Raw genomic sequence first — 18,403 nt, 5'->3', positions numbered from 1 at the left:
GAGGGTTCTGAGACCGGGGCCGACGGCGCCGGGGGCGGGGGTCGTACGGGTCAGGAGTGGCGCAGCGCCGGCAGCAGCACCACGTCGACGAACCGGACGAGGTACGTGGAGTCGGCGTACGCCCCGTCGATCAGCGGGCGGGTGACGACCGCGCCGAACAGCAGCTGCGGGAGGAACTCGGCCGCGCCCGGCCGCCGTTGCAGCTCGCCGCGCTCCAGCGCGCGGTCGAGGAGCGCGGACAGGTGCGTGAACTCGTAGTCCGCGAGTGAGGCGTGCAGGGTCGCGGCCAGGTCCGTGTCGGTGAGCGCGGCGTGATGTATCGCGGCGATCAGCGCGGTGTCCTTCTCGGCGGTAGTGGACAGCTCCTCGACGAGGAAGAGCAGGTCCCCGCGGAGCGAGCCGGTGTCGACGGCCTCGGGGTCCACGGGCCGGTTCGCGATCATCGCGGCGGCGACCATCTCCGCCTTGCTGTGCCACTGCCGGTACAGAGTCGCCTTGCTGCACCGCGCACGGGTCGCGACGAGGTCCATCGACAGCGCCTCGTACCCCGACTCGCGCAGCACGCCCAGGACGGCTTCGAGCAGCTCACGCTCGCGCTCGGGGGTCATGCGGGGGCGGCGGATCCGGGCGTCGGAGGTCTGGCCGGGGTGTTGGCCGACGTGTCTGCCGGGCATGGCTGGTCCTTGTCGTCGGGGCCTTTATCGTACGGAACGGTTTCGTACCATCACGCTAGATCCCGGCCGGGAGAAACGCAACCGTTCTATCCGGTAAATCTCACGAAGGGCCCTCCACCCTGCCAATCCCCCTTTTATGCATACTCTTTCGAGCGATTGCCGCACTCAGCCCGGATGCCTAGCGTCGAAGTATGACGATCTCCTCGCCGGCCTCGGCGGAGGCCGGGTGCCACGCATGACCGGAGCACCGACCGAAGCACCCGCCGACGCGCTCCGCGCCCTCCTCTCCCTCGGCCCCACCGGCCTCGGCACCGCCGCCGCGCGCCCGCTGCGGGGGTACGCGCCGGAGGCCGCGCCGCCGTCCGAGCCGGAGCCCGAGCCCTCCCCCCGTACCGAGCCCGCGGCCCCGCCCGGCGGACGCACCGAGCGCGGCGGCGTACGCATCCCGCCGCTGCACTGCCCCGGCGCCCTCCGCGACGACCCCGCGCTCGGCGAGGAGGTCAACGAGCGCCTGGTGGCATGGGCCGAGGAGACCGGCATCTTCACCGGCCGCATCGAGCGCCTGCGCTCGCACCAGTTCGGCCGCCTCTTCATGCTCGCCCACCCCGACTGCGACGACCCCGACCGGCTGCTCGCCGCCGCCAAGTGCGGCCTGTCTGAGTGGTCGGTCGACGACCACTGGGTGGACGAGGGGGACGACGCGGACCCCGCCCTGCTCGGCCCGCGGCTGGCGCTGGCGCACGCCGTCGTCGACCCCGTGCGCCTCCCCGCGCGCTACATGCCGCGGTTCGAGGAGACCGTCCAGCGCGAGCCGGTGCTGCGCGCCTTCCGCTCCGCCCTCGCCCACCTCTCGCGGTACGCGGGCCCCACCCAGGTCGCCCGGCTGCGGCACGAGTTGGCCGTCATGTTCGTCGCGTACGGCCAGGAGGCCGAGTGGCGTGCCTCGGAGCGCACACCCGCGGTCTGGGAGTACCTGCTGCACCGCTACGAGAACGCGTTCTTCCCCTGCATGGTTCTGGTGGATCCCGTCAGCGGGTACGAGCTGCCGCCCGACGAGTTCGCCGACGCCCGGGTCCGCCGCACATACCTCTACGCCGGCACCGCCAGTGTGCTCCTCAACGATCTGTACTCGATGGGAAAGGAAGACCCCACGGACACCAACCTGCCCAACCTGATCGTCGCCGAGGAAGGCTGCACCCTCCAGGAGGCGGTGGACCGAACGGCCCTGATCCACGACGAGCTGATGCACACCTACGAGACGGAGGCCGCGGCTCTGACGGCGGCCGGCTCCCCGCAGCTCGGCCGCTTCCTGGCCGGGGTGTGGGCGTGGATGGGCGGCTGCGGGGAGTGGCACGCCACCAGCGCGCGCTATCAGCCCGCCTGACGGGGCCGGGCCCGTCCGCGGCACCCGGCCCCTCCCGACCCGTCCCGCTCATTCCCACCGTCACCCACGTCCTACGCGCCCCGGATCCCGGCACGCGCTCGACCACGCCTCAGCAGCCTCAGCCGCAGCACGCTGCAGCACGCCCTCAGAAGGAGAACGCCCATGGCGGCAGCCGCCGACACGAACGTCCTCACCAGCCCTTACCAGCACTCCATCGCCGACTACTGGAACCGGGAGAAGGACCCGGTCAACCTCCGGCTCGGCGACGTCAGCGGGACGTACCACCACCACTACGGCATCGGCGAGGTCGACCAGTCCGTGCTGGAGGGTCCGGAGGAGACCCGGGAAGCGCGGATGATCGCGGAGTTGCACCGCCTGGAGACCGCGCAGGCCACGCTCCTGCTGGACCACCTCGGCGAGCCCGACCCCGCCGCCCGGCTGCTGGACGCCGGCTCCGGCCGCGGCGGCACGAGTTTCATGGCGCACGAACGATTCGGCTGCCGCGTCGACGGCATCTCGATCTCGCAGTCCCAGGTCGCCTTCGCCAACGACCAGGTGCAGCGCCGCGGCCTGGGGAGCGCGGTGCGGTTCTACCTGAAGAACATGCTCGACACGGGCTTCGAGAAGGGCGCGTTCCGCGGGATCTGGAACAACGAGAGCACCATGTACGTGGAGCTGGCGCAGCTCTTCGAGGAGCACTCCCGGCTGCTCGCCCGCGGCGGCCGGTACGTGACCATCACCGGCTGCTACAACGACGCGTACGGTCTGCCGTCCCGCGCGGTCAGCCAGATCAACGCGCACTACATCTGCAACGTCCACCCGCGGTCGACGTACTTCAAGGAGCTGGCGGCGCACCGGCTGGTGCCCGCGGAGGTCGTCGACCTGACCGAGGCGACGATCCCGTACTGGGAGCTGCGGGCCAAGTCCTCGGTGGCGACGGGGATCGAGGACGTGTTCCTCACGGCGTACCGCAGCGGGAGTTTCCAGTACCTGCTGATCGCCGCGGATCGGGTCTGATCGAGTCCGATCGGAATCGACCCTGCTCGCCCGGTGGACGCCCGTGGTCGGCGGGGCTCACCGGGGACGGCGCCGGTGTCCGGGGTTCCGGGGCCGGGTTCCGGGGCCCGGCAGGCGCCGCGGTTCAGCTGCGGGTAAAAGGAGATCGGCCGCTCACGGGGTGCGTGAGAGGCTGGCCTACGTGCGCATCGGAGTGCTGGGTCCGCTTGAGGTGGCGGTCGGCGGGGTGCCGGTGAAGATCGCCGGCGGCCGGCTGCGCGCCCTGCTCGTACGGCTCGCGCTCGACCCCGGCCGGTACGTCGGCACGGTGCTGCTCGCCGACGACCTCTGGGGCGACGCCGCCCCCGCCGACCCCGGCAACGCGCTGCAGTCCCTCGTCTCCCGGCTCCGCCGGGCCCTCGGCCGGGCCGACGCCATCGCGTACGGGCCCGCCGGCTACCGGCTCGCGCTGCCGCCGGAGGCGGTGGACGCCGTGCGCTTCGAGCGGCTGGCGCACGCCGGGCGCGAGGCGCTGGCGGCGGGCGACCCCGCGGGCGCGCGGCGGCGGCTGGACGAGGCGCTGGCGCTGTGGCGGGGGCCGGCGCTCGCGGACGTGGCGGACGCGCCGTTCGCGACGGCGCCCGCGCATCGGCTGGAGGAGCTGCGGCTGGAGGCCACCGAGGACCGCGTCGAGGCCGAACTCGCCGAGGGCGGGCCCGTCGGCGGCGCCCGGGCGCCCGGCGGGCACGCCACCGGACGGTCGAGCGCCGCGGTCCCCGAGCTGGAGGCGCTCACGGCGGCGTACCCGCTGCGCGAGCGCCCGCGCGCGCTGCTCATCCGCGCGCTGTGCGCGGCGGGACGGCAGTCGGAGGCGCTGGCGGCGTACGAGGAGTTCCGCGCGCTGCTGGCGGAGGAGCTGGGCGTGGATCCGTCGGAGCGGCTGCGGGAGCTGCACGTGGCGGTGCTGCGGGGCGACGTGGCGGGGTGCGACGGCACGCGCGTTTCGGGCGGTTCAGGTGCGGCGAGCGGTTCGAGCGGGCCGTACGGTACGCGACCGGGCGGCGCCGGCGACGCGAGCGGTTCGTACCGTACGCGGCCGGGCCCCGGCGACACCCGGACCGCCCCGGGCGCGGACGCCGGGCCGCTCGCCCCCGACGAACCCGCGCCCCCGGCCCGTACCAACCTGCGCGCCGCCCTCACCAGCTTCGTCGGGCGCGACGACGAGGTGCGCCGGGTGCGCGCGCTGCTCGGCGGCTCGCGGCTCGTCACCCTCACCGGCCCCGGCGGCGCCGGCAAGACGAGGCTGGCCACGACCGCCGCCGCCGGGCTGCTCGACGCCTCCCCCGGCGGCGTGTGGCTCGTCGAACTCGCGCCGGTGACCGGCGGCGACGACGTTCCGTTCGCCGTGCTCGGCGCCCTGGGCCAGCGCGAGACCGCCGTACTCGACAACCGCCACCTCCCCCCGCGCGACGTGCTGACCCGGCTCACCGACGCCTTCGCCGCCGCGCCCACCACCCTCGTACTCGACAACTGCGAGCACGTCGTCTCCGCCGCCGCCCACCTCGCCGACCACCTCCTGCGCCGCTGCCCGGACCTGCGCGTCCTCGCCACCAGCCGCGAGCCGCTGGGCATCGACGGCGAGGCCCTGTGTCCCGTGCCGCCCCTGGGCCTGCCGGCGCCGGCCGCCGCGGATTCCCCGGGTGGCGCGGACTCTCCGGGCGCCGCGGACTCCGCGACCGCCCCCGCCGTGCGCCTCTTCGCCGACCGCGCCCACGCCGCCCGCCCCGACTTCGCCGTCGGCCCCGGCAACGCCGCCACCGTCGCCGAGATCTGCCGCCGCCTCGACGGCCTGCCGCTGGCCATCGAGCTGGCCGCCGCCCGGCTGCGTTCGCTGCCCGTCGAGCAGGTCGCCGCCCGCCTGGACAACCGGTTCCGGCTGCTGACCACCGGCAGCCGGACCGCGCTGCCCCGGCACCGTACGCTCCAGGCCGTCGTCGCCTGGAGCTGGGAGCTGCTCGACGACGAGGAGCGGCGGCTCGCGGAGTGGCTGTCGGTGTTCCCCGGCGGCGCGACGCCCGAGTCCGTCGCGGGCGTGTGCGGCATGGACGTCGTCACCGCGCTCGACCTGCTCGCCGCGCTCGCCGACAAGTCCCTGCTGCAGATCGCCGAAGCACAGCAAGGCGCGCAGGGCGCGCAGGGCGCGCAAGCCCAGCCGGGCGCCGGGCCGCGCTACCGCATGCTGGAGACCATCCGCGAGTTCGGCCGCGACCGCCTCGCCGAGGCCGGCGACCTCGACCGCGTACGGACCGCCCACGCCGCGTACTTCCTCCGGCTCGCCGAGAGCGCCGACCCGCAGGTCCGCGGCCACGAACAGCTCGGCTGGATCGCCCTGCTCGACGCCGAGCACGACAACCTCCTCGCGGCCATGCGCCACGCCGTCGACGTCGAGGACGCCGAGACCGCCGTCCGCCTGGTCGCCGCCCTCGGCGTCTACTGGATGATCCTCGGCAACCACACCGAAGCCGCCGACTGGCTGCGCCTCGCGCTCGACGTCCCCGGCGACCCTCCCCTCGAACCGCACGCCGTCGCCCTCGGCTTCTACCTGATCAACTCCGTCACCGCCGGCCAGACCCGGCCCAGCGCGGAGAGCGTCGAGGAGCTGACGGCGCTGGCGGCGCGCGTCGACCCGGAGGGCGGGCATCCGATGCTGGCGGTGCTGGAACCGGGCATCGCGATGTTCACGGACGACGACGAGCGCGGGCTCGCCGCGATCGACGCGCGGCTGGGGCACCCGGACCCGTGGGCGCGGGCGCTGCTGCGGATGATCCGGGCCGCGTTCCGGGAGAACCGGGGGTACGCGCCGGGGCTGGCGGCCGACCTGGTGGCGGCGGCGGACGGGTTCCGCGAGGTCGGCGACCGGTGGGGGCTGGCGATGGCGCTGCACCAGCTCAGCGAGTACCGGGCGCTGCTGGGGGACGCCGAACGGGCGCGGTCGGGGTACGAGGAGGCGCTGCGGCTGATGCGGGAGGTGCACGCCGAGGACGACGTGGGGCAGTTGCGCGTCCGCCTCGCCATGCTCGACGCAGCGCAGGGGCGCACGGAGACCGCGCGCGCGGAGTTGCACCGCGTGTTGCGTACGGCGGCGCGCGACGGGCGCTCGCACGTCGCGGCGCTCTGCCGCGATGTCCTGGGCGATCTCGCGCGCCGAGCGGGGGAGTGGGACGAGGCGGCGCGGTGGTACGAGGCGGCGCTGGGGACGCTGCGGCGGGGCACGTTGGCGGTGCCGCAGATCGAGGCGATCGTACGGACGGGGCGGGGGCTGCTGGCGTGCGTACGGGGGGACTTGGCCGGTGCCCGTACGGAACTGGCGACGGCGCTCGATATCGGGGTCAGGGTGAAGGACATGCCGGTGGTGGCGATCGTCGGGGTCGGCGTGGCGACGCTGGCGGCGGAGGCGGGAGCGGGAGCGGCGGAGCAGGAGGTGGCAGGAAGGGCGGCGGAACCGTGGGCGGCGCCGTCGGCCGTCCGGGCCGCCGAGCTGCTCGGCGCGGCCGACGCCGTCCGCGGAGTCGGCGATGTCGCGCTGCCGGACGCCACGGAGCTGACCGCCCGGCTGCGCCGCGAACTCGGCACGGGCTTCGAGCCGGCCCGGGCCCGCGGCGCCGCGCTCAAGCAGGGCGACGCGATCGAGCTGCTGCGCGGATACGTGACCGGGCACGCGGACACCGCCGGGAACACGGACACCGCCGGGAGCACGGACACCGCCGATACCGCCGAAGACACCGCCGACCGCCCCGCCCCCGGCACCCCCTAGGCGCGCCGCCGGTACGCCCGTACCGCCAGCGGGAAGAACACCGCGAACACCCCCGCGCTCCACAGCACCGTCTCCAGCACCGGCCCCGCAACCGCGCCCCCGACCATCAGCCCGCGCGCGGTCTCCATCACCGCGGTCACCGGGTTGACGTCGACCCACGCCTGCAGCCAGCCGGGCAGGGTGTCGGTGGGCACCAGTACGTTGGTCCCGAAGGTCAGCGGGAACATCGCCATGAAGCCGATGCCCTGTACCGCCCCCGGCTCCCGCGCCAGCATCCCGATCAGCACGAACACCCACGTCAGGCAGAACGCGAAGAACATCACCAGCAGGCAGGCCGCCAGCGCCGACAGCGGATCCGTCTCGATCCGGAAGCCCACCGCATAGCCGAAGCCCAGTTGCACCACTATCAGGATGACGAACCGGATCAGGTCCCCGAGCACCGAGCCGATCAGCGGCGCGGAGCGGGCGATGGGCATGCTCCGGAAGCGGTCGAAGATACCTTTCTTGATGTCGTCGTTGAGGTTGATGCCGGTCTGGACGGAGGCGAAGACCGTGCTCATCACCATGAGCGCCGGCAGCAGGGTCTGCAGGTACTCCTGCGTCGAGCCGGCGACCGCGCCGCCCAGCAGGTACAGGAACATGATGACGAAGAGGATCGGCTGCAGCGTCACGTCGATCAGTTGCTCGGGCGTGCGCGCGGTCTTGATCAGGCTGCGGCCGGCGAGCGCGATGCTGTGCCGTACGAGGGGCAAGGGGCGCGCGGCGCTCTCCCTGCGGGACGGCACGGCGGTCCGCTCGGGGGCGGTGAGCGTGGTCATCGGACGGGCTCCTCGGTCTTGGTCGTGCCGCTCGGGTCGGACGGGCCGGCGGGGTCGGCAGGCTCTGCAGGGTTTGCCGCTTCGGTCACTTCGGCCGCTTCGGCCGCTTCGGTGACGGCCCCGGACGGGGCGGCCGTGCCGTGGCCGGTGAGGGTGAAGAACACGTCGTCCAGGTCGGGCAGCCGCAGCGACAGTTCGGCCACCGCGATGCCGGCCTCGTCGAGGCGGCGTACGGCCGCGGTGAGCATCTCGTCGCCCTCGACGGGGACGGTAAGCGTGCCGCGCGTCGGTGACTCCGGGTACGTGCCGGCCACCGCCGCGAGGATCTCCGCCGACTCCAGCAGCCGTGCCGGATCCAGCGGGCGCAGGTCGAGGTGGCGACCGCCGACGCGCTGCTTCAGCTCGCCCGGGGTGCCGTGGGCGATGACCCGGCCGTGGTCGATGACGGAGATCTCGTCGGCCAGCGCGTCGGCCTCCTCCAGGTACTGGGTGGTGAGCAGCACGGTCACGCCGTCCCCGACGAGTGAGCGGATGATGCCCCAGACGTCCTCGCGGCGCACCGGGTCCAGGCCCGTCGTCGGCTCGTCGAGGTAGATGACGTCGGGCCGGCCGACGAGGGACGCCGCGAGGTCGAGACGGCGGCGCATGCCGCCCGAGTACGTCTTCACGGGGCGGCCGGCGGCCTCGGCCAGCTCGAAGTGCGCGAGCAGTTCGCGGGCGCGCGCCCGGGCGTCGGCGGTGCGCATGTCGAGGAGCCGGCCGATGAGCAGGAGGTTTTCGGCGCCGGTCAGGTCCTCGTCCACCGACGCGTACTGGCCGGTGAGCCCGATCAGCCGGCGCACCTCGCCGGCGTCGCGCACGACGTCGAGGCCACCGACGGTCGCGACGCCCTCGTCGGGGCGGAGGAGGGTGGCGAGGATGCGTACGGCCGTGGTCTTGCCGGCGCCGTTGGGGCCGAGGACGCCGAGGACGGTGCCCTGGCGGGCCGCGAGGTCGACGCCGGCCAGCGCGGTCGTCGCGCCGAACCGTTTGACCAGGCCCTCGGCCCGGAATGCGTAAGTCATACGGGTGTCTCCTTCTTGGTCTGCGGGAAGGAGCGTGCCGAGGGCCGCTGGCACGGCGCGCACAGGGCGCTGTCACGGCGGCGTTATGTCCGGATTATCGGATTGCGGGAGGTGCGTTCGCTGAGAGCGGAATAGGGCCGTACGGGTCAACCCGCGCGTCGCGCACGGCGGCGCCCCGACCGGCTCGTTGAGCGCCCGCCCGGGCCTCCACGCGCGTGCGCACGCCCCCGCGCAAGCCCCCGGGCGCCCTCCGCCGACCACCGGAAAAGTGCCGCCAATCGGACCCCTGGCGTACGGTTCACGCTGCGGTACGTCAAACTTGTGACTGATCGCACTGTTTTACTGTCCGGCATCATGGAAAGCGACGGGCCGACCGAGCAACGGCCCCGCGGTCGCCCGGGCACCCCGACAAGGAGAGAACTCGTGGACGACGTTCTGCGGCGCGCGCCCCTCTTCGCCGCGCTCGACGACGAGCAGGCCGCGGAGCTGCGTGCCTCCATGACCGAGGCGACGCTGTCGCGCGGTGACGCGCTCTTCCACGAGGGCGAGCCCGGCGACCGGCTGTACGTCGTCACCGAGGGCAAGGTCAAGCTCCACCGCACCTCCCCCGACGGACGCGAGAACATGCTGGCCGTGCTCGGCCCCGGCGAGCTGATCGGCGAGCTGTCCCTGTTCGACCCGGGCCCGCGCACGGCGACCGCCACGGCGCTGACCGAGGTGAAGCTGCTGGGCCTCGGCCACGGCGACCTCCAGCCCTGGCTGAACGCCCGCCCCGAGGTCGCCTCCGCGCTGCTGCGGGCGGTCGCCCGCCGGCTGCGGCGCACGAACGACCAGATGTCGGACCTGGTCTTCTCCGACGTCCCGGGCCGCGTCGCCCGCGCCCTGCTGGACCTCTCGCGGCGCTTCGGCGTGCAGGCGGACGAGGGCATCCACGTCGTGCACGACCTGACGCAGGAGGAGCTGGCCCAGCTGGTCGGCGCCTCCCGGGAGACGGTCAACAAGGCGCTGGCGGACTTCGCCAGCCGCGGCTGGCTGCGCCTGGAGGCGCGGGCGGTGATCCTCCTGGACGTGGAGCGCCTGGCCAAGAGGAGTCGCTGACCCCGCCGCGCGGCCGACCCGGAGGCGGAGCCGACCCGGAGGCGGAGCCGACCCGGCGACCGAGCCGACTCGGCCGCGCAGCCGCGGAGCCGAGCCCGAGCGGACACCGGGCCGTGGCGGACGGCGCGGGATCGCGTACGGACCCCCGGCCATGCGGACCCGGTTGTGCCGGCCCGGTTGCAACGCACCGCGTCAGGTGATCAGGCCGTGCTCCTCCAGGTACTCCAGCTGGGCCCGCACCGACAGCTCCGCCGCCGGCCACAGCGTACGGTCCACGTCCGCGTACACGTGCGCCACCACGTCCGACGGCGTGCGGTACCCGTTCTCGACCGCCGTCTCGACCTGCGCCAGCCGCGTCGCGCGGTGCGCCAGGTAGTACTCCACCGCGCCTTGCGCGTCTTCCAGCACCGGCCCGTGACCCGGCAGCACCGTCACGACGCCGTCGTCCACCGCCAGGGACTGCAGCCGGCGCAGCGAGTCCAGATAGTCGCCCAGCCGGCCGTCCGGGTGGGCGACCACCGTCGTGCCGCGGCCGAGGACCGTGTCGCCGGTGAGCACGGCGGCGTCGGCCGGCAGGTGGAAGCAGAGCGAGTCCGCCGTGTGCCCCGGCGTGGGTACGACCCGCAGCTCCAGCCCGCCGACGGTGATCACGTCCCCCGCGGCCAGCCCCTCGTCGCCGAGGCGCAGCGCCGGGTCCAGCGCCCGCACCTTCGTCCCGGTCAGCTCCGCGAACCGGGCCGCGCCCTCGGCGTGGTCCGCGTGCCCGTGGGTGAGCAGCGTGAGCGCCACCCGCAGGCCCGCCCGCTCCGCGGTGTCCACGACCGCCGCCAGATGGCCTTCGTCCAGAGGGCCCGGGTCGATCACCACGGCACGCGGGGAGTCCGGCTCGGCGACGATCCACGTGTTCGTGCCGTCGAGCGTCATGGGCGAGGCGTTGGGCGCCAGCACGCACGTCGCGCGGGCAGTGGCCGGTCCGCCGAGCACGCCGCCGCGCGGCTGGCCGGGCAGCGCCGCCGCGCCCGTCATACGGCCACCCACCTCGCCGCGACCCTCATACGGCCACCCACGTCGCCGCGTCCGTCATATGGCCTCCCATGTCGCCGCGCCCGTCATACGCCTCCCACGCCGCCGCGCCCGTCATACGACCACCTCTGCCACTGCGTCCGTCATACGACCGCCCCCGCCGCCGCGGCCAGGGCACCGCTGCCCGCGACCACGCCCGCCCCACACCGGCCATGCCGCCTCCCCCGGCGCCGCCGCCCTCACGACGGCAGCCTCATCGTGAACTCCGCGTGCCCCGGCCAGCTCAGCACCACCTCGTCCCCCTCCATCCTCGCCTTCGCCAGCACCGCCGCCAGGTCCTGCTCCCCGGCGGCGCTCAGCGCCTCGGCCGCCGACCCGTAGTCCCGGACCCGGCGCAGCGTCGCGATCGTCGGCGGCATCATCGCCAGCTCGCCCCGGTCGTACCCCGCGGCCGCGTCGGCGGGTCTGACCCACTCGGCGCGGTCGGCTTCCGACGAGGCGTTCCGCGTGCGCTGGCCCTCGGGGAGGGCGGCGACGAAGAACCACGTGTCGTACCGCCGGGCCTCGAACTCCGGGGTTATCCAGCGCGCCCAGGCGCCGAGCAGGTCGGACCGTACGACCAGCCCGCGACGCGCCAGAAAGTCGGCGAAGCCCAGCTCGCGGGCGACGAGCGCGGCGCGGTCGGCCTCCCAGTCCGCCCCCGTGATGTCCGCGACCACCTCCGCCGCCGAGGGCCCGGCCAGCAGCACCCCGGCCTCCTCGAACGTCTCCCGTACGGCCGCGCAGACCACCGCCTGCGCCACCGGCTCGGCCACCCCCAGCCGCGCCGCCCACTCCGCCGGCGACGGCCCGGCCCAGGCCACCGGGTCCATCGGGCGCTCGTCGCGCGGGTCGACGCCGCCGCCCGGGTAGGCGTACGCACCGGCGGCGAAGGCCATGGACGCACGCCGCCGCAGCATGTACACCCACGGGCCGTCGGGCGCCGCGCCGCGAAGCAGCAGCACCGTCGCGGCGCGGCGCGGCGTGACGGGCGTCAGCTCGCCGCGGGCGAGCGCGCGAACGCGCTCGGCGGGCGGCGCCCACCGGCCGTTCCCGCCGTCGCCGGCGCCGTTCGCGCCGTCGCCGACACCGGCCGCGGCGTCAGCGGCGTTCGCGGTGTCAGCCGCACTCGCGGCGTCAGCGCCGGCCGCGGCGTCAGCGGCGTTCATTTCGGACATGACCGGGAGCCTACGTGCTGCCGTCGGCATGTTCGAGGGGGCAACCACAGCCTGTGGACAACCCCCGCTATGTGGACAACTCCGGCATCGGCGCGCCCCGCCTACGCGCCCAGCTCCGCCTGGAACTCGATCTCCACCGGCGCGTCCAGTGGCAGCACCGCGACCCCCACCGCGCTGCGCGCGTGCACGCCCGCCTCGCCCAGCACCTCGCCGAGCAGCTCGCTGGCCCCGTTGATCACGCCCGGCTGCGCCGTGAAGTCCGGCGCCGAGGCGACGAAGCCGACGACCTTCACCACCCGTACGACCCGGTCCAGGTCCCCGGCGGCCGACTTGATCGCCGCCAGCCCGTTCAGCGCACAGCGCGCCGCCAGTTCCCTGGCCTCCTCCGGCGTGACCTCCGCCCCGACCTTCCCGGTCACCGGCAGCGCGCCGTCGACCATCGGGAGCTGTCCGGCGGTGTACACGTACGGCCCGCTCAGCACCGCGGGCACGTACGACGCCAGCGGCGGCACGACCTCGGGCAGGCTCAGCCCCAGCTCCGCGAGCCTGGCCTCGACCCGCCCCGCCATCAGCTCTTTTCCCGCTTCAGGTAGGCAACCAGCTGCTCGGTGTTCGGCCCCGGCACGACCTGGACGAGCTCCCAGCCGTCCTCGCCCCACTGGTCCAGAATCTGCTTGGTGGCGTGTACGAGCAGAGGCACGGTCGCGTATTCCCACTTCGTCATGGGCCAGACTGTAGCCCGCCCCGACTGTCCCCCGCTTGGGACCGTCGGCCGGAGGCGGTCTGCTGAGTTGCGCGACGAGGAATTAGGCTCGCGGACATGAGCGGGCTCCAAAGGCTGCACGTGGTGACCGGCAAGGGCGGGACCGGCAAGACGACCGTCGCCGCCGCCCTGGCGCTGGCCCTGGCCGCCGACGGCCGGCGCACGCTGCTCGTCGAGGTGGAGGGCCGGCAGGGCATCGCCCAGCTCTTCGAGACCGAGCCGCTGCCGTACGGCGAGCGGCGGATCGCGTCGGCGCCGGGCGGCGGCGACGTGTACGCGCTCGCCATCGACGCCGAACAGGCCCTCCTGGACTACCTGCAGATGTTCTACCGCATGGGCAGCGCCGGCCGCGCCCTCCGCCGCCTCGGCGCCATCGACTTCGTCACCACCATCGCCCCCGGCCTGCGCGACGTCCTGCTCACCGGCAAGGCGTGCGAGGCGGCCCGCCGTCAGGACAAGCACGGGCGGCACGCGTACGACGCGGTGGTCATGGACGCCCCGCCGACCGGCCGCATCACCCGCTTCCTGGGCGTCAACGCCGAGGTCGCCGGGCTCGCCAAGGCCGGGCCCATCCACAACCACGCCCGGTCCGTGATGCGGGTGCTGACCTCGGCCCGTACCGCGGTGCACCTCGTCACCCTCCTTGAAGACATGCCCGTGCAGGAGACCGTCGACGGCGTCGCCGAACTGCGCGAAGCCGGGCTGCAGGTCGGCGCCGCGGTGGTCAACATGGTGCGCCCGGCCCTCATGGACGACGCCGTGCTGGAACGCGCCGAAGCCGACCCCGCCGCCCTCGCCACCGCGCTGTCCGCCGCCGGGCTGGGCGGCGCGAGCCGGGGCGCGCGGGCGGAGCGGCTGGTCGCCCCGCTGCTGCGGCAGGCGCGCGAGCACACGCAGCGGCTGGCCCTGGAGCGTACGCAGCGGGCGGCGCTGGCGCGGCTGGAGCTGCCGCAGTACGAGCTGCCGCTGCTCACCGAGGGAGTGGATCTGGCCGGCCTCTACCGGCTGTCCGGCGAGTTGGGAAAGCAGTGGCCCCTGTGAGCCTCGACACCGCGCCCCGCCTCGACGCCGACGCGCTCCTCGACGACCCGCAGACCCGCATCGTCGTCTGCTGCGGCGCCGGCGGCGTCGGCAAGACGACGACGGCCGCCGCCCTCGGCGTACGGGCCGCGGAGCGCGGGCGCCGCGTCGTCGTGCTCACCATCGACCCGGCGAAGCGGCTGGCCCAGTCCATGGGCATCGACGCCCTGGACAACAGCCCGCGCCGGGTCGAGGGCATCGAGGGACCCGGCGAGCTCTACGCGATGATGCTCGACATGAAGCGCACCTTCGACGAGATCGTCGAAGCACACGCGGACGCCGACCGGGCCCGCGCCATCCTGGAGAACCCCTTCTATCAGTCACTGTCGGCCGGCTTCGCCGGCACGCAGGAGTACATGGCGATGGAGAAGCTGGGCCAGCTGCGGGCCCGTGACTCCTGGGACCTGATCGTCGTGGACACCCCGCCGAGCCGCTCCGCGCTGGACTTCCTGGACGCGCCGAAGCGGCTGGGGTCGTTCCTCGACGGGCGCTTCATCCGGCTGCTGACCGCGCCGGCGAAGGCGGGCGGCCGGGCGGGGATGAAGTTCCTCAACGTCGGGATGTCGATGATGACGGGGACGCTCGGCAAGCTGCTGGGCTCCTCCCTGCTGCGCGACGTGCAGACGTTCGTCGCGGCGATGGACACGCTCTTCGGCGGCTTCCGTACGCGCGCGGAGGCGACGTACCGGCTGCTGCAGGCGCCGGGTACGGCCTTCCTGGTGGTGGCGACGCCGGAGCGGGACGCGCTGCGGGAGGCGGCCTATTTCGTCGAACGGCTGGAGGCGGACCGGATGCCGCTGGCGGGGCTGGTGCTCAACCGGGTGCACGAGAGCGACGCGGCGCAGTTGAGCGCGGAGCGGGCGCTGGCGGCGGCGGAGGCGCTGGAAGAGCGGGGCGTGGAGGACGCGGGCGGCGGCGCGAAGAGCGCGGGGGCGGAGGGCGTACGCGCCGCAAGCGCGGGGACTACGGGTGCCGGGAGTACGAGCGCCGGGAGTACGAGCGCGGCGGCGCTGCTGCGGCTGCACGCGGAACGGATGCAGGTCCTCGCGCACGAGCGCCGTACCCGGGACCGTTTCGCGGCTCTGCACCCTGAGGTCCCCGTGGCCCAGGTCACGGCGCTGCCGGGGGATGTGCACGACCTCGCGGGGCTACGGGACGTGGCCGAGCGGCTGATGTCGCAGGCGTCGCCGGGCACGTAGGCGCCGGGCACGCGGGCCCGTGCGCACGCGGGGAGGAGCGGAGCCGTGGCGCAGGGGGGCGGAGCCGTGGCGTACGGCGCACGGCCGGCGCGCGGCCCGTAGCAGCGGCCACAGGACGAACTCAGGGCGGGCTCACAGCAGGGCGCAGGGCAGGGCCCCGGAGCCCGAGGTCAGCCTGCGGCGACCGGCAGTTCCTCCGCCGCGCGCAGAGCGTCCTCGTGCAGGGCGCCCTCGTGCAGCGGCGTCCCCGCGCGCTCGTACTCCTCGCGCGCCGTCTCCAGCAGTCTGCGCCACGACGTGACCGTCGGCCGGCGGCGCAGCAGCGCCCGCCGCTCGCGCTCCGTCATGCCGCCCCATACGCCGAACTCGACGCGGTTGTCGAGGGCGTCGGCGAGGCATTCGGTGCGTACCGGACATCCGGTGCAGACCGCCTTTGCTCTGTTCTGCGCCGCGCCTTGCACGAACAGCTCGTCCGGATCGGCAGTGCGGCAGGCTGCCTGTGCGCTCCAGTCGGTAACCCAGCTCATGCTGGTGCCGTCCTCTCCCGAATTGAGGCTCCCCCACGGCGGCAACGGGCATATGCACCGTTGCCAGTTGAGGACGTTACGGAAGGAGTGCGGCAACGCAACACCCCCGTCAGGCCCAAAGTTGAATGGCCCGAACGGACTATGCGTACGCAGCAGATCACCCACCGGAGTGAGCGCTCCCGGCTAAGGACAATCCGGTCAAAGCGGGCGGAGCGCGCGCCTACAAACGGACCTCGACCGTCACATGTCGTCAATTCGGTCAAGCCTCATCACCCACTGGAGTGAACCAGGAGGTGAGGTGAACCATGGCCGGTGGTGATGGCCGAAAGCAGCGTAGGCGAACAGACGGGCGGCTGTCCGGGGAATCAGAAGTTAGGGTGACCCCATGGCCTACAAGCGCCCGGGCGGCGGACTCACCGCCACGCAGCAAGCCGCGAAGTTCCTCGGCGTCAGCGTCCTCGCCGGCACCGTGCTCGCGGGCCTCGCGCTGCCCGCCGCCGGTCTGCTGGGCCTGACGGCCAAGGGCACGGTCTCGGAGTTCGACGACATCCCCGCGGACCTCAAGCGCCCGCCGCTCAGCCAGAAGACCACCATCCTCGACCGCGAGGGCGGCCACCTCGCCGACGTCTACTCCCGCAACCGCACGGTCGTCGAGTTCGACGACATCGCGCCGGTGATGCGGCAGGCGATCGTCGCGATCGAGGACGAGCGGTTCTACGACCACGGGGCCGTCGACCTCCAGGGCATCCTGCGGGCACTCAACAGCAACGCGCAGTCCGGCACGGTCTCCGAGGGCGCGTCCACCCTCACCCAGCAGTATGTGAAGAACGTCTTCGTCGAGGAGGCGGGCAACGACGCCGAGAAGGTCGCCGAGGCCACCCGGCAGACGCTCGGGCGCAAGATCCAGGAGCTGAAGTACGCGATCCAGGTCGAGAAGGAACTGACCAAGGACGAGATCCTGGAGAACTACCTGAACATCGCCTTCTTCGGCCAGCAGGCGTACGGCATCGAGGCCGCCGCCGAGCGCTACTTCAGCAAGTCCGCCGACAAGCTGACCCTCGCCGAGTCCGCGATGCTCGCCGGCATCGTGCAGTCACCGAGCCGGTACGACCCGATCAACGACGCGGAAGAGGCCGAGAAGCGCCGTAACACCGTGCTGCGGCGCATGGTCAGCAACGACTACGTCACCCGGGCCGAGGCCGACAAGGCCATGGCCGAGTCGCTGGGCCTCAAGGTCAGCGAGCCGCGCAGCGGCTGCATCACCGCCGTCAGCGGCGCCGGGTTCTTCTGTGACTACGTACGCGAAGTACTTCTCAAGGACAAGAGCTTCGGCAAGACGCGGGAGCAGCGCCTCAAGCGCTGGAACCGCGGCGGCCTGACCATCCGCACCACACTCGACCCGGCGGCGCAGAAGTCCGCCGACGAGTCGATCAAGAGCCACGTCTACCAGGACGACTCCGTCGCCACCGCCGTGAGCATGGTGGAGCCCGGCACCGGCAAGATCCGCGCGATGGGGCAGTCCAGGCCGTACGGGTCGGGCAAGAACGAGACGATGATCAACCTGTCCGTGGAGAAGTCCATGAACGGGTCCAACTACGGCTTCCAAGTCGGCTCCACCTTCAAGCCGTTCACGGCCGCGGCCGCGCTGGAGAAGGGCGTGCCGAACACCAAGGTCTACCCGTCTCCTAATGAGATGGCGTACCCCAGCCCGGTGGAGACCTGCGAGGACGGCAAGAACTGGGTCAACACCGAGGGCTCCGACGTCGCGAACGAGACGGAGGAGGAGGTCGGCCCGTACAGCATGCGCGAGGCCACCGCGAAGTCCATCAACACCTACTTCGTCGCCCTCATCTCCGAGATCGGCATCTGCCCCGTCAAGGAGCTGGCGCAGAGCATGGGTGTCCACCGGGGCGACGGCGGGGAGTTGGAGGAGTCCCCCTCGCTCACCCTCGGCGGCCAGACCATCGCGCCGCTGTCGATGGCCAACGCGTACGCGACCTTCGCCAACCGCGGCGAGTACTGCAGCCCGATCGCCATCGAGTCGATCAAGGACGCCCAGGGCAGGAAGCTCCCGGTGCCGAAGTCGCGGTGCAAGCGCGTCATGTCGGAGAAGACGGCGGGCACGATCAACACCCTGCTGTCGGGCGTCGTCGAGGACGGCACCGGCCAGGAGGCGGGCCTGACGGGACGGGACAACGCGGGCAAGACCGGTACGACGGACGAGCGGAAGGCCGCCTGGTTCGTGGGCTACACCTCGGACCTCGCCGGCGCCGTGTGGGTCGGCGGGCCCACGGACGACGTCTCCATGGAGAACATCCAGATCGGCCCCACGTACCACGCCCGCGTCTTCGGCGGCGCGGTCCCCGGCCCGATCTGGCGCGACGCGATGGACGGCGCCCTGGCGGGCAAGACGTCGCCGGCGCTGTACAAGGTCCCGGTGGCGGCGGACCGCCCGGACCGGGACGAGGATGACGACGACGAGGACGAGGACAAGCCGGACAACCCGCTGGGCGGCCTCATCGGAGGCGGCAACGGCGGCGGGAACGGCAACGGCGGCGGAGGCACCCTGGACGGCGGCACCCTCGACGGCGGCACGACGGACGGCGGCACGCTCGACGGGGGCACGACGGACGGTGGCCTGGACGGCGGCTGGTCGGACGGCGGGAACGGCAACAGCGGCCCGGGAGGCTGGCCGGACGGCGGCTGAGGCGGGGGGCGCGCAGGCCGTACGGACCTACAGGCCGCC

The 18,403-nt window shown here is 73.5% G+C and carries 15 protein-coding genes; 7 read left to right on the top strand and 8 right to left on the bottom strand.

Annotation, left to right across the window (positions count from 1 at the left end):
- Window positions 1-50 precede the first annotated feature (50 nt).
- A complete protein-coding gene (locus tag T328_RS21735) occupies window positions 51-674 on the bottom strand; it encodes a TetR/AcrR family transcriptional regulator (RefSeq protein WP_496497790.1) in 624 nt (207 codons plus the stop codon).
- Between the two features lie 235 nt (window positions 675-909).
- On the opposite strand from T328_RS21735, the gene T328_RS21730 reads away from it, so the two are divergent.
- The 3 genes from T328_RS21730 (at window position 910) to T328_RS21720 (ending at window position 6,868) form a co-directional block, all read left to right on the top strand.
- Window positions 910-2,058 carry a family 2 encapsulin nanocompartment cargo protein terpene cyclase gene (locus T328_RS21730; RefSeq protein ID WP_496497789.1) on the top strand — a complete coding sequence of 383 codons (1,149 nt, stop codon included), beginning with the start codon at window positions 910-912 and terminating at the stop codon, window positions 2,056-2,058.
- Window positions 2,059-2,220: 162 nt separating this feature from the next.
- The gene (locus T328_RS21725) at window positions 2,221-3,075 is read left to right on the top strand and encodes a geranyl diphosphate 2-C-methyltransferase (RefSeq protein WP_496497788.1); all 855 of its coding nucleotides are present in this window, start codon (window positions 2,221-2,223) and stop codon (window positions 3,073-3,075) included.
- Window positions 3,076-3,235: 160 nt separating this feature from the next.
- On the top strand, window positions 3,236-6,868 hold the full coding sequence (locus tag T328_RS21720; RefSeq protein ID WP_496497787.1) for an AfsR/SARP family transcriptional regulator: 3,633 nt from the start codon (window positions 3,236-3,238) through the stop codon (window positions 6,866-6,868).
- On the opposite strand, the gene T328_RS21715 is transcribed toward T328_RS21720, so the two are convergent.
- Window positions 6,865-7,686 carry an ABC transporter permease gene (locus tag T328_RS21715; RefSeq protein ID WP_496497786.1) on the bottom strand — a complete coding sequence of 274 codons (822 nt, stop codon included), beginning with the start codon at window positions 7,684-7,686 and terminating at the stop codon, window positions 6,865-6,867. The genes T328_RS21720 and T328_RS21715 overlap by 4 nt on opposite strands.
- Complete coding sequence (locus T328_RS21710) at window positions 7,683-8,750, bottom strand: ATP-binding cassette domain-containing protein (protein WP_496497785.1); 1,068 nt, start codon at window positions 8,748-8,750, stop codon at window positions 7,683-7,685. Before T328_RS21710 ends, T328_RS21715 begins: the two co-directional genes overlap by 4 nt.
- Window positions 8,751-9,173: 423 nt before the next feature.
- Between T328_RS21710 and T328_RS21705 the strand changes: the two genes are divergently transcribed.
- Window positions 9,174-9,848, top strand: a complete 675-nt coding sequence (locus T328_RS21705; RefSeq protein ID WP_407565948.1) for a Crp/Fnr family transcriptional regulator — start codon at window positions 9,174-9,176, stop codon at window positions 9,846-9,848.
- A gap of 192 nt (window positions 9,849-10,040) precedes the next feature.
- On the opposite strand, the gene T328_RS21700 is transcribed toward T328_RS21705, so the two are convergent.
- The 4 genes from T328_RS21700 to sp36 form a co-directional block, all read right to left on the bottom strand.
- Window positions 10,041-10,874: an MBL fold metallo-hydrolase gene (locus tag T328_RS21700; protein ID WP_496497784.1), complete on the bottom strand. Its 834-nt coding sequence runs from the start codon at window positions 10,872-10,874 to the stop codon at window positions 10,041-10,043.
- 236 nt (window positions 10,875-11,110) lie between these two features.
- Entirely contained in the window at window positions 11,111-12,088 is a 978-nt protein-coding gene (locus T328_RS21695) for an NUDIX hydrolase (RefSeq protein WP_496497783.1), read from the bottom strand.
- Between the two features lie 101 nt (window positions 12,089-12,189).
- Entirely contained in the window at window positions 12,190-12,657 is a 468-nt protein-coding gene (locus T328_RS21690) for a RidA family protein (RefSeq protein ID WP_496497782.1), read from the bottom strand.
- The gene (gene sp36 / locus T328_RS21685) at window positions 12,657-12,812 is read right to left on the bottom strand and encodes a Sp36 family protein (RefSeq protein ID WP_106963055.1); all 156 of its coding nucleotides are present in this window, start codon (window positions 12,810-12,812) and stop codon (window positions 12,657-12,659) included. The genes T328_RS21690 and sp36 overlap by 1 nt, the downstream gene beginning before the upstream one ends.
- Before the next feature lie 96 nt (window positions 12,813-12,908).
- On the opposite strand from sp36, the gene bagA reads away from it, so the two are divergent.
- Together bagA and bagB are read left to right on the top strand one after the other, a co-directional pair.
- Window positions 12,909-13,892: an ATPase BagA gene (bagA, locus tag T328_RS21680; protein WP_496497781.1), complete on the top strand. Its 984-nt coding sequence runs from the start codon at window positions 12,909-12,911 to the stop codon at window positions 13,890-13,892.
- Window positions 13,889-15,130, top strand: coding sequence for an ATPase BagB (gene bagB / locus T328_RS21675; RefSeq protein WP_496497780.1), 1,242 nt, complete (start codon window positions 13,889-13,891; stop codon window positions 15,128-15,130). The genes bagA and bagB overlap by 4 nt, the downstream gene beginning before the upstream one ends.
- Before the next feature lie 170 nt (window positions 15,131-15,300).
- Here the strand turns inward: bagB and T328_RS21670 are convergent, their stop codons facing one another.
- A complete protein-coding gene (locus tag T328_RS21670; protein ID WP_027753002.1) occupies window positions 15,301-15,657 on the bottom strand; it encodes a WhiB family transcriptional regulator in 357 nt (118 codons plus the stop codon).
- Between the two features lie 385 nt (window positions 15,658-16,042).
- Between T328_RS21670 and T328_RS21665 the strand changes: the two genes are divergently transcribed.
- Window positions 16,043-18,364, top strand: a complete 2,322-nt coding sequence (locus tag T328_RS21665; RefSeq protein WP_496497779.1) for a transglycosylase domain-containing protein — start codon at window positions 16,043-16,045, stop codon at window positions 18,362-18,364.
- Window positions 18,365-18,403: the final 39 nt, after the last annotated feature.

The sequence above is a fragment of the Streptomyces sp. CNX435 genome (assembly GCF_059570575.1).
The sequence above is the reverse complement of the archived record's forward strand: the minus strand, read 5'-3'. Positions and strand labels throughout refer to the sequence as shown.

Bases quoted from the DNA above. Each gene is read 5' to 3' on its own strand.
- T328_RS21735 (WP_496497790.1), bottom strand. From the start codon at position 674: ATGCCCGGCAGACACGTCGGCCAACACCCCGGCCAGACCTCCGACGCC.
- T328_RS21665 (WP_496497779.1), top strand. From the start codon at position 16,043: ATGGCCTACAAGCGCCCGGGCGGCGGACTCACCGCCACGCAGCAAGCC.
- bagA (WP_496497781.1), top strand. From the start codon at position 12,909: ATGAGCGGGCTCCAAAGGCTGCACGTGGTGACCGGCAAGGGCGGGACC.
- T328_RS21695 (WP_496497783.1), bottom strand. From the start codon at position 12,088: ATGTCCGAAATGAACGCCGCTGACGCCGCGGCCGGCGCTGACGCCGCG.
- T328_RS21710 (WP_496497785.1), bottom strand. From the start codon at position 8,750: ATGACTTACGCATTCCGGGCCGAGGGCCTGGTCAAACGGTTCGGCGCG.
- T328_RS21670 (WP_027753002.1), bottom strand. From the start codon at position 15,657: ATGAGCTGGGTTACCGACTGGAGCGCACAGGCAGCCTGCCGCACTGCC.
- T328_RS21715 (WP_496497786.1), bottom strand. From the start codon at position 7,686: ATGACCACGCTCACCGCCCCCGAGCGGACCGCCGTGCCGTCCCGCAGG.
- T328_RS21690 (WP_496497782.1), bottom strand. From the start codon at position 12,657: ATGGCGGGGCGGGTCGAGGCCAGGCTCGCGGAGCTGGGGCTGAGCCTG.
- T328_RS21725 (WP_496497788.1), top strand. From the start codon at position 2,221: ATGGCGGCAGCCGCCGACACGAACGTCCTCACCAGCCCTTACCAGCAC.
- sp36 (WP_106963055.1), bottom strand. From the start codon at position 12,812: ATGACGAAGTGGGAATACGCGACCGTGCCTCTGCTCGTACACGCCACC.
- T328_RS21700 (WP_496497784.1), bottom strand. From the start codon at position 10,874: ATGACGGGCGCGGCGGCGCTGCCCGGCCAGCCGCGCGGCGGCGTGCTC.
- T328_RS21730 (WP_496497789.1), top strand. From the start codon at position 910: ATGACCGGAGCACCGACCGAAGCACCCGCCGACGCGCTCCGCGCCCTC.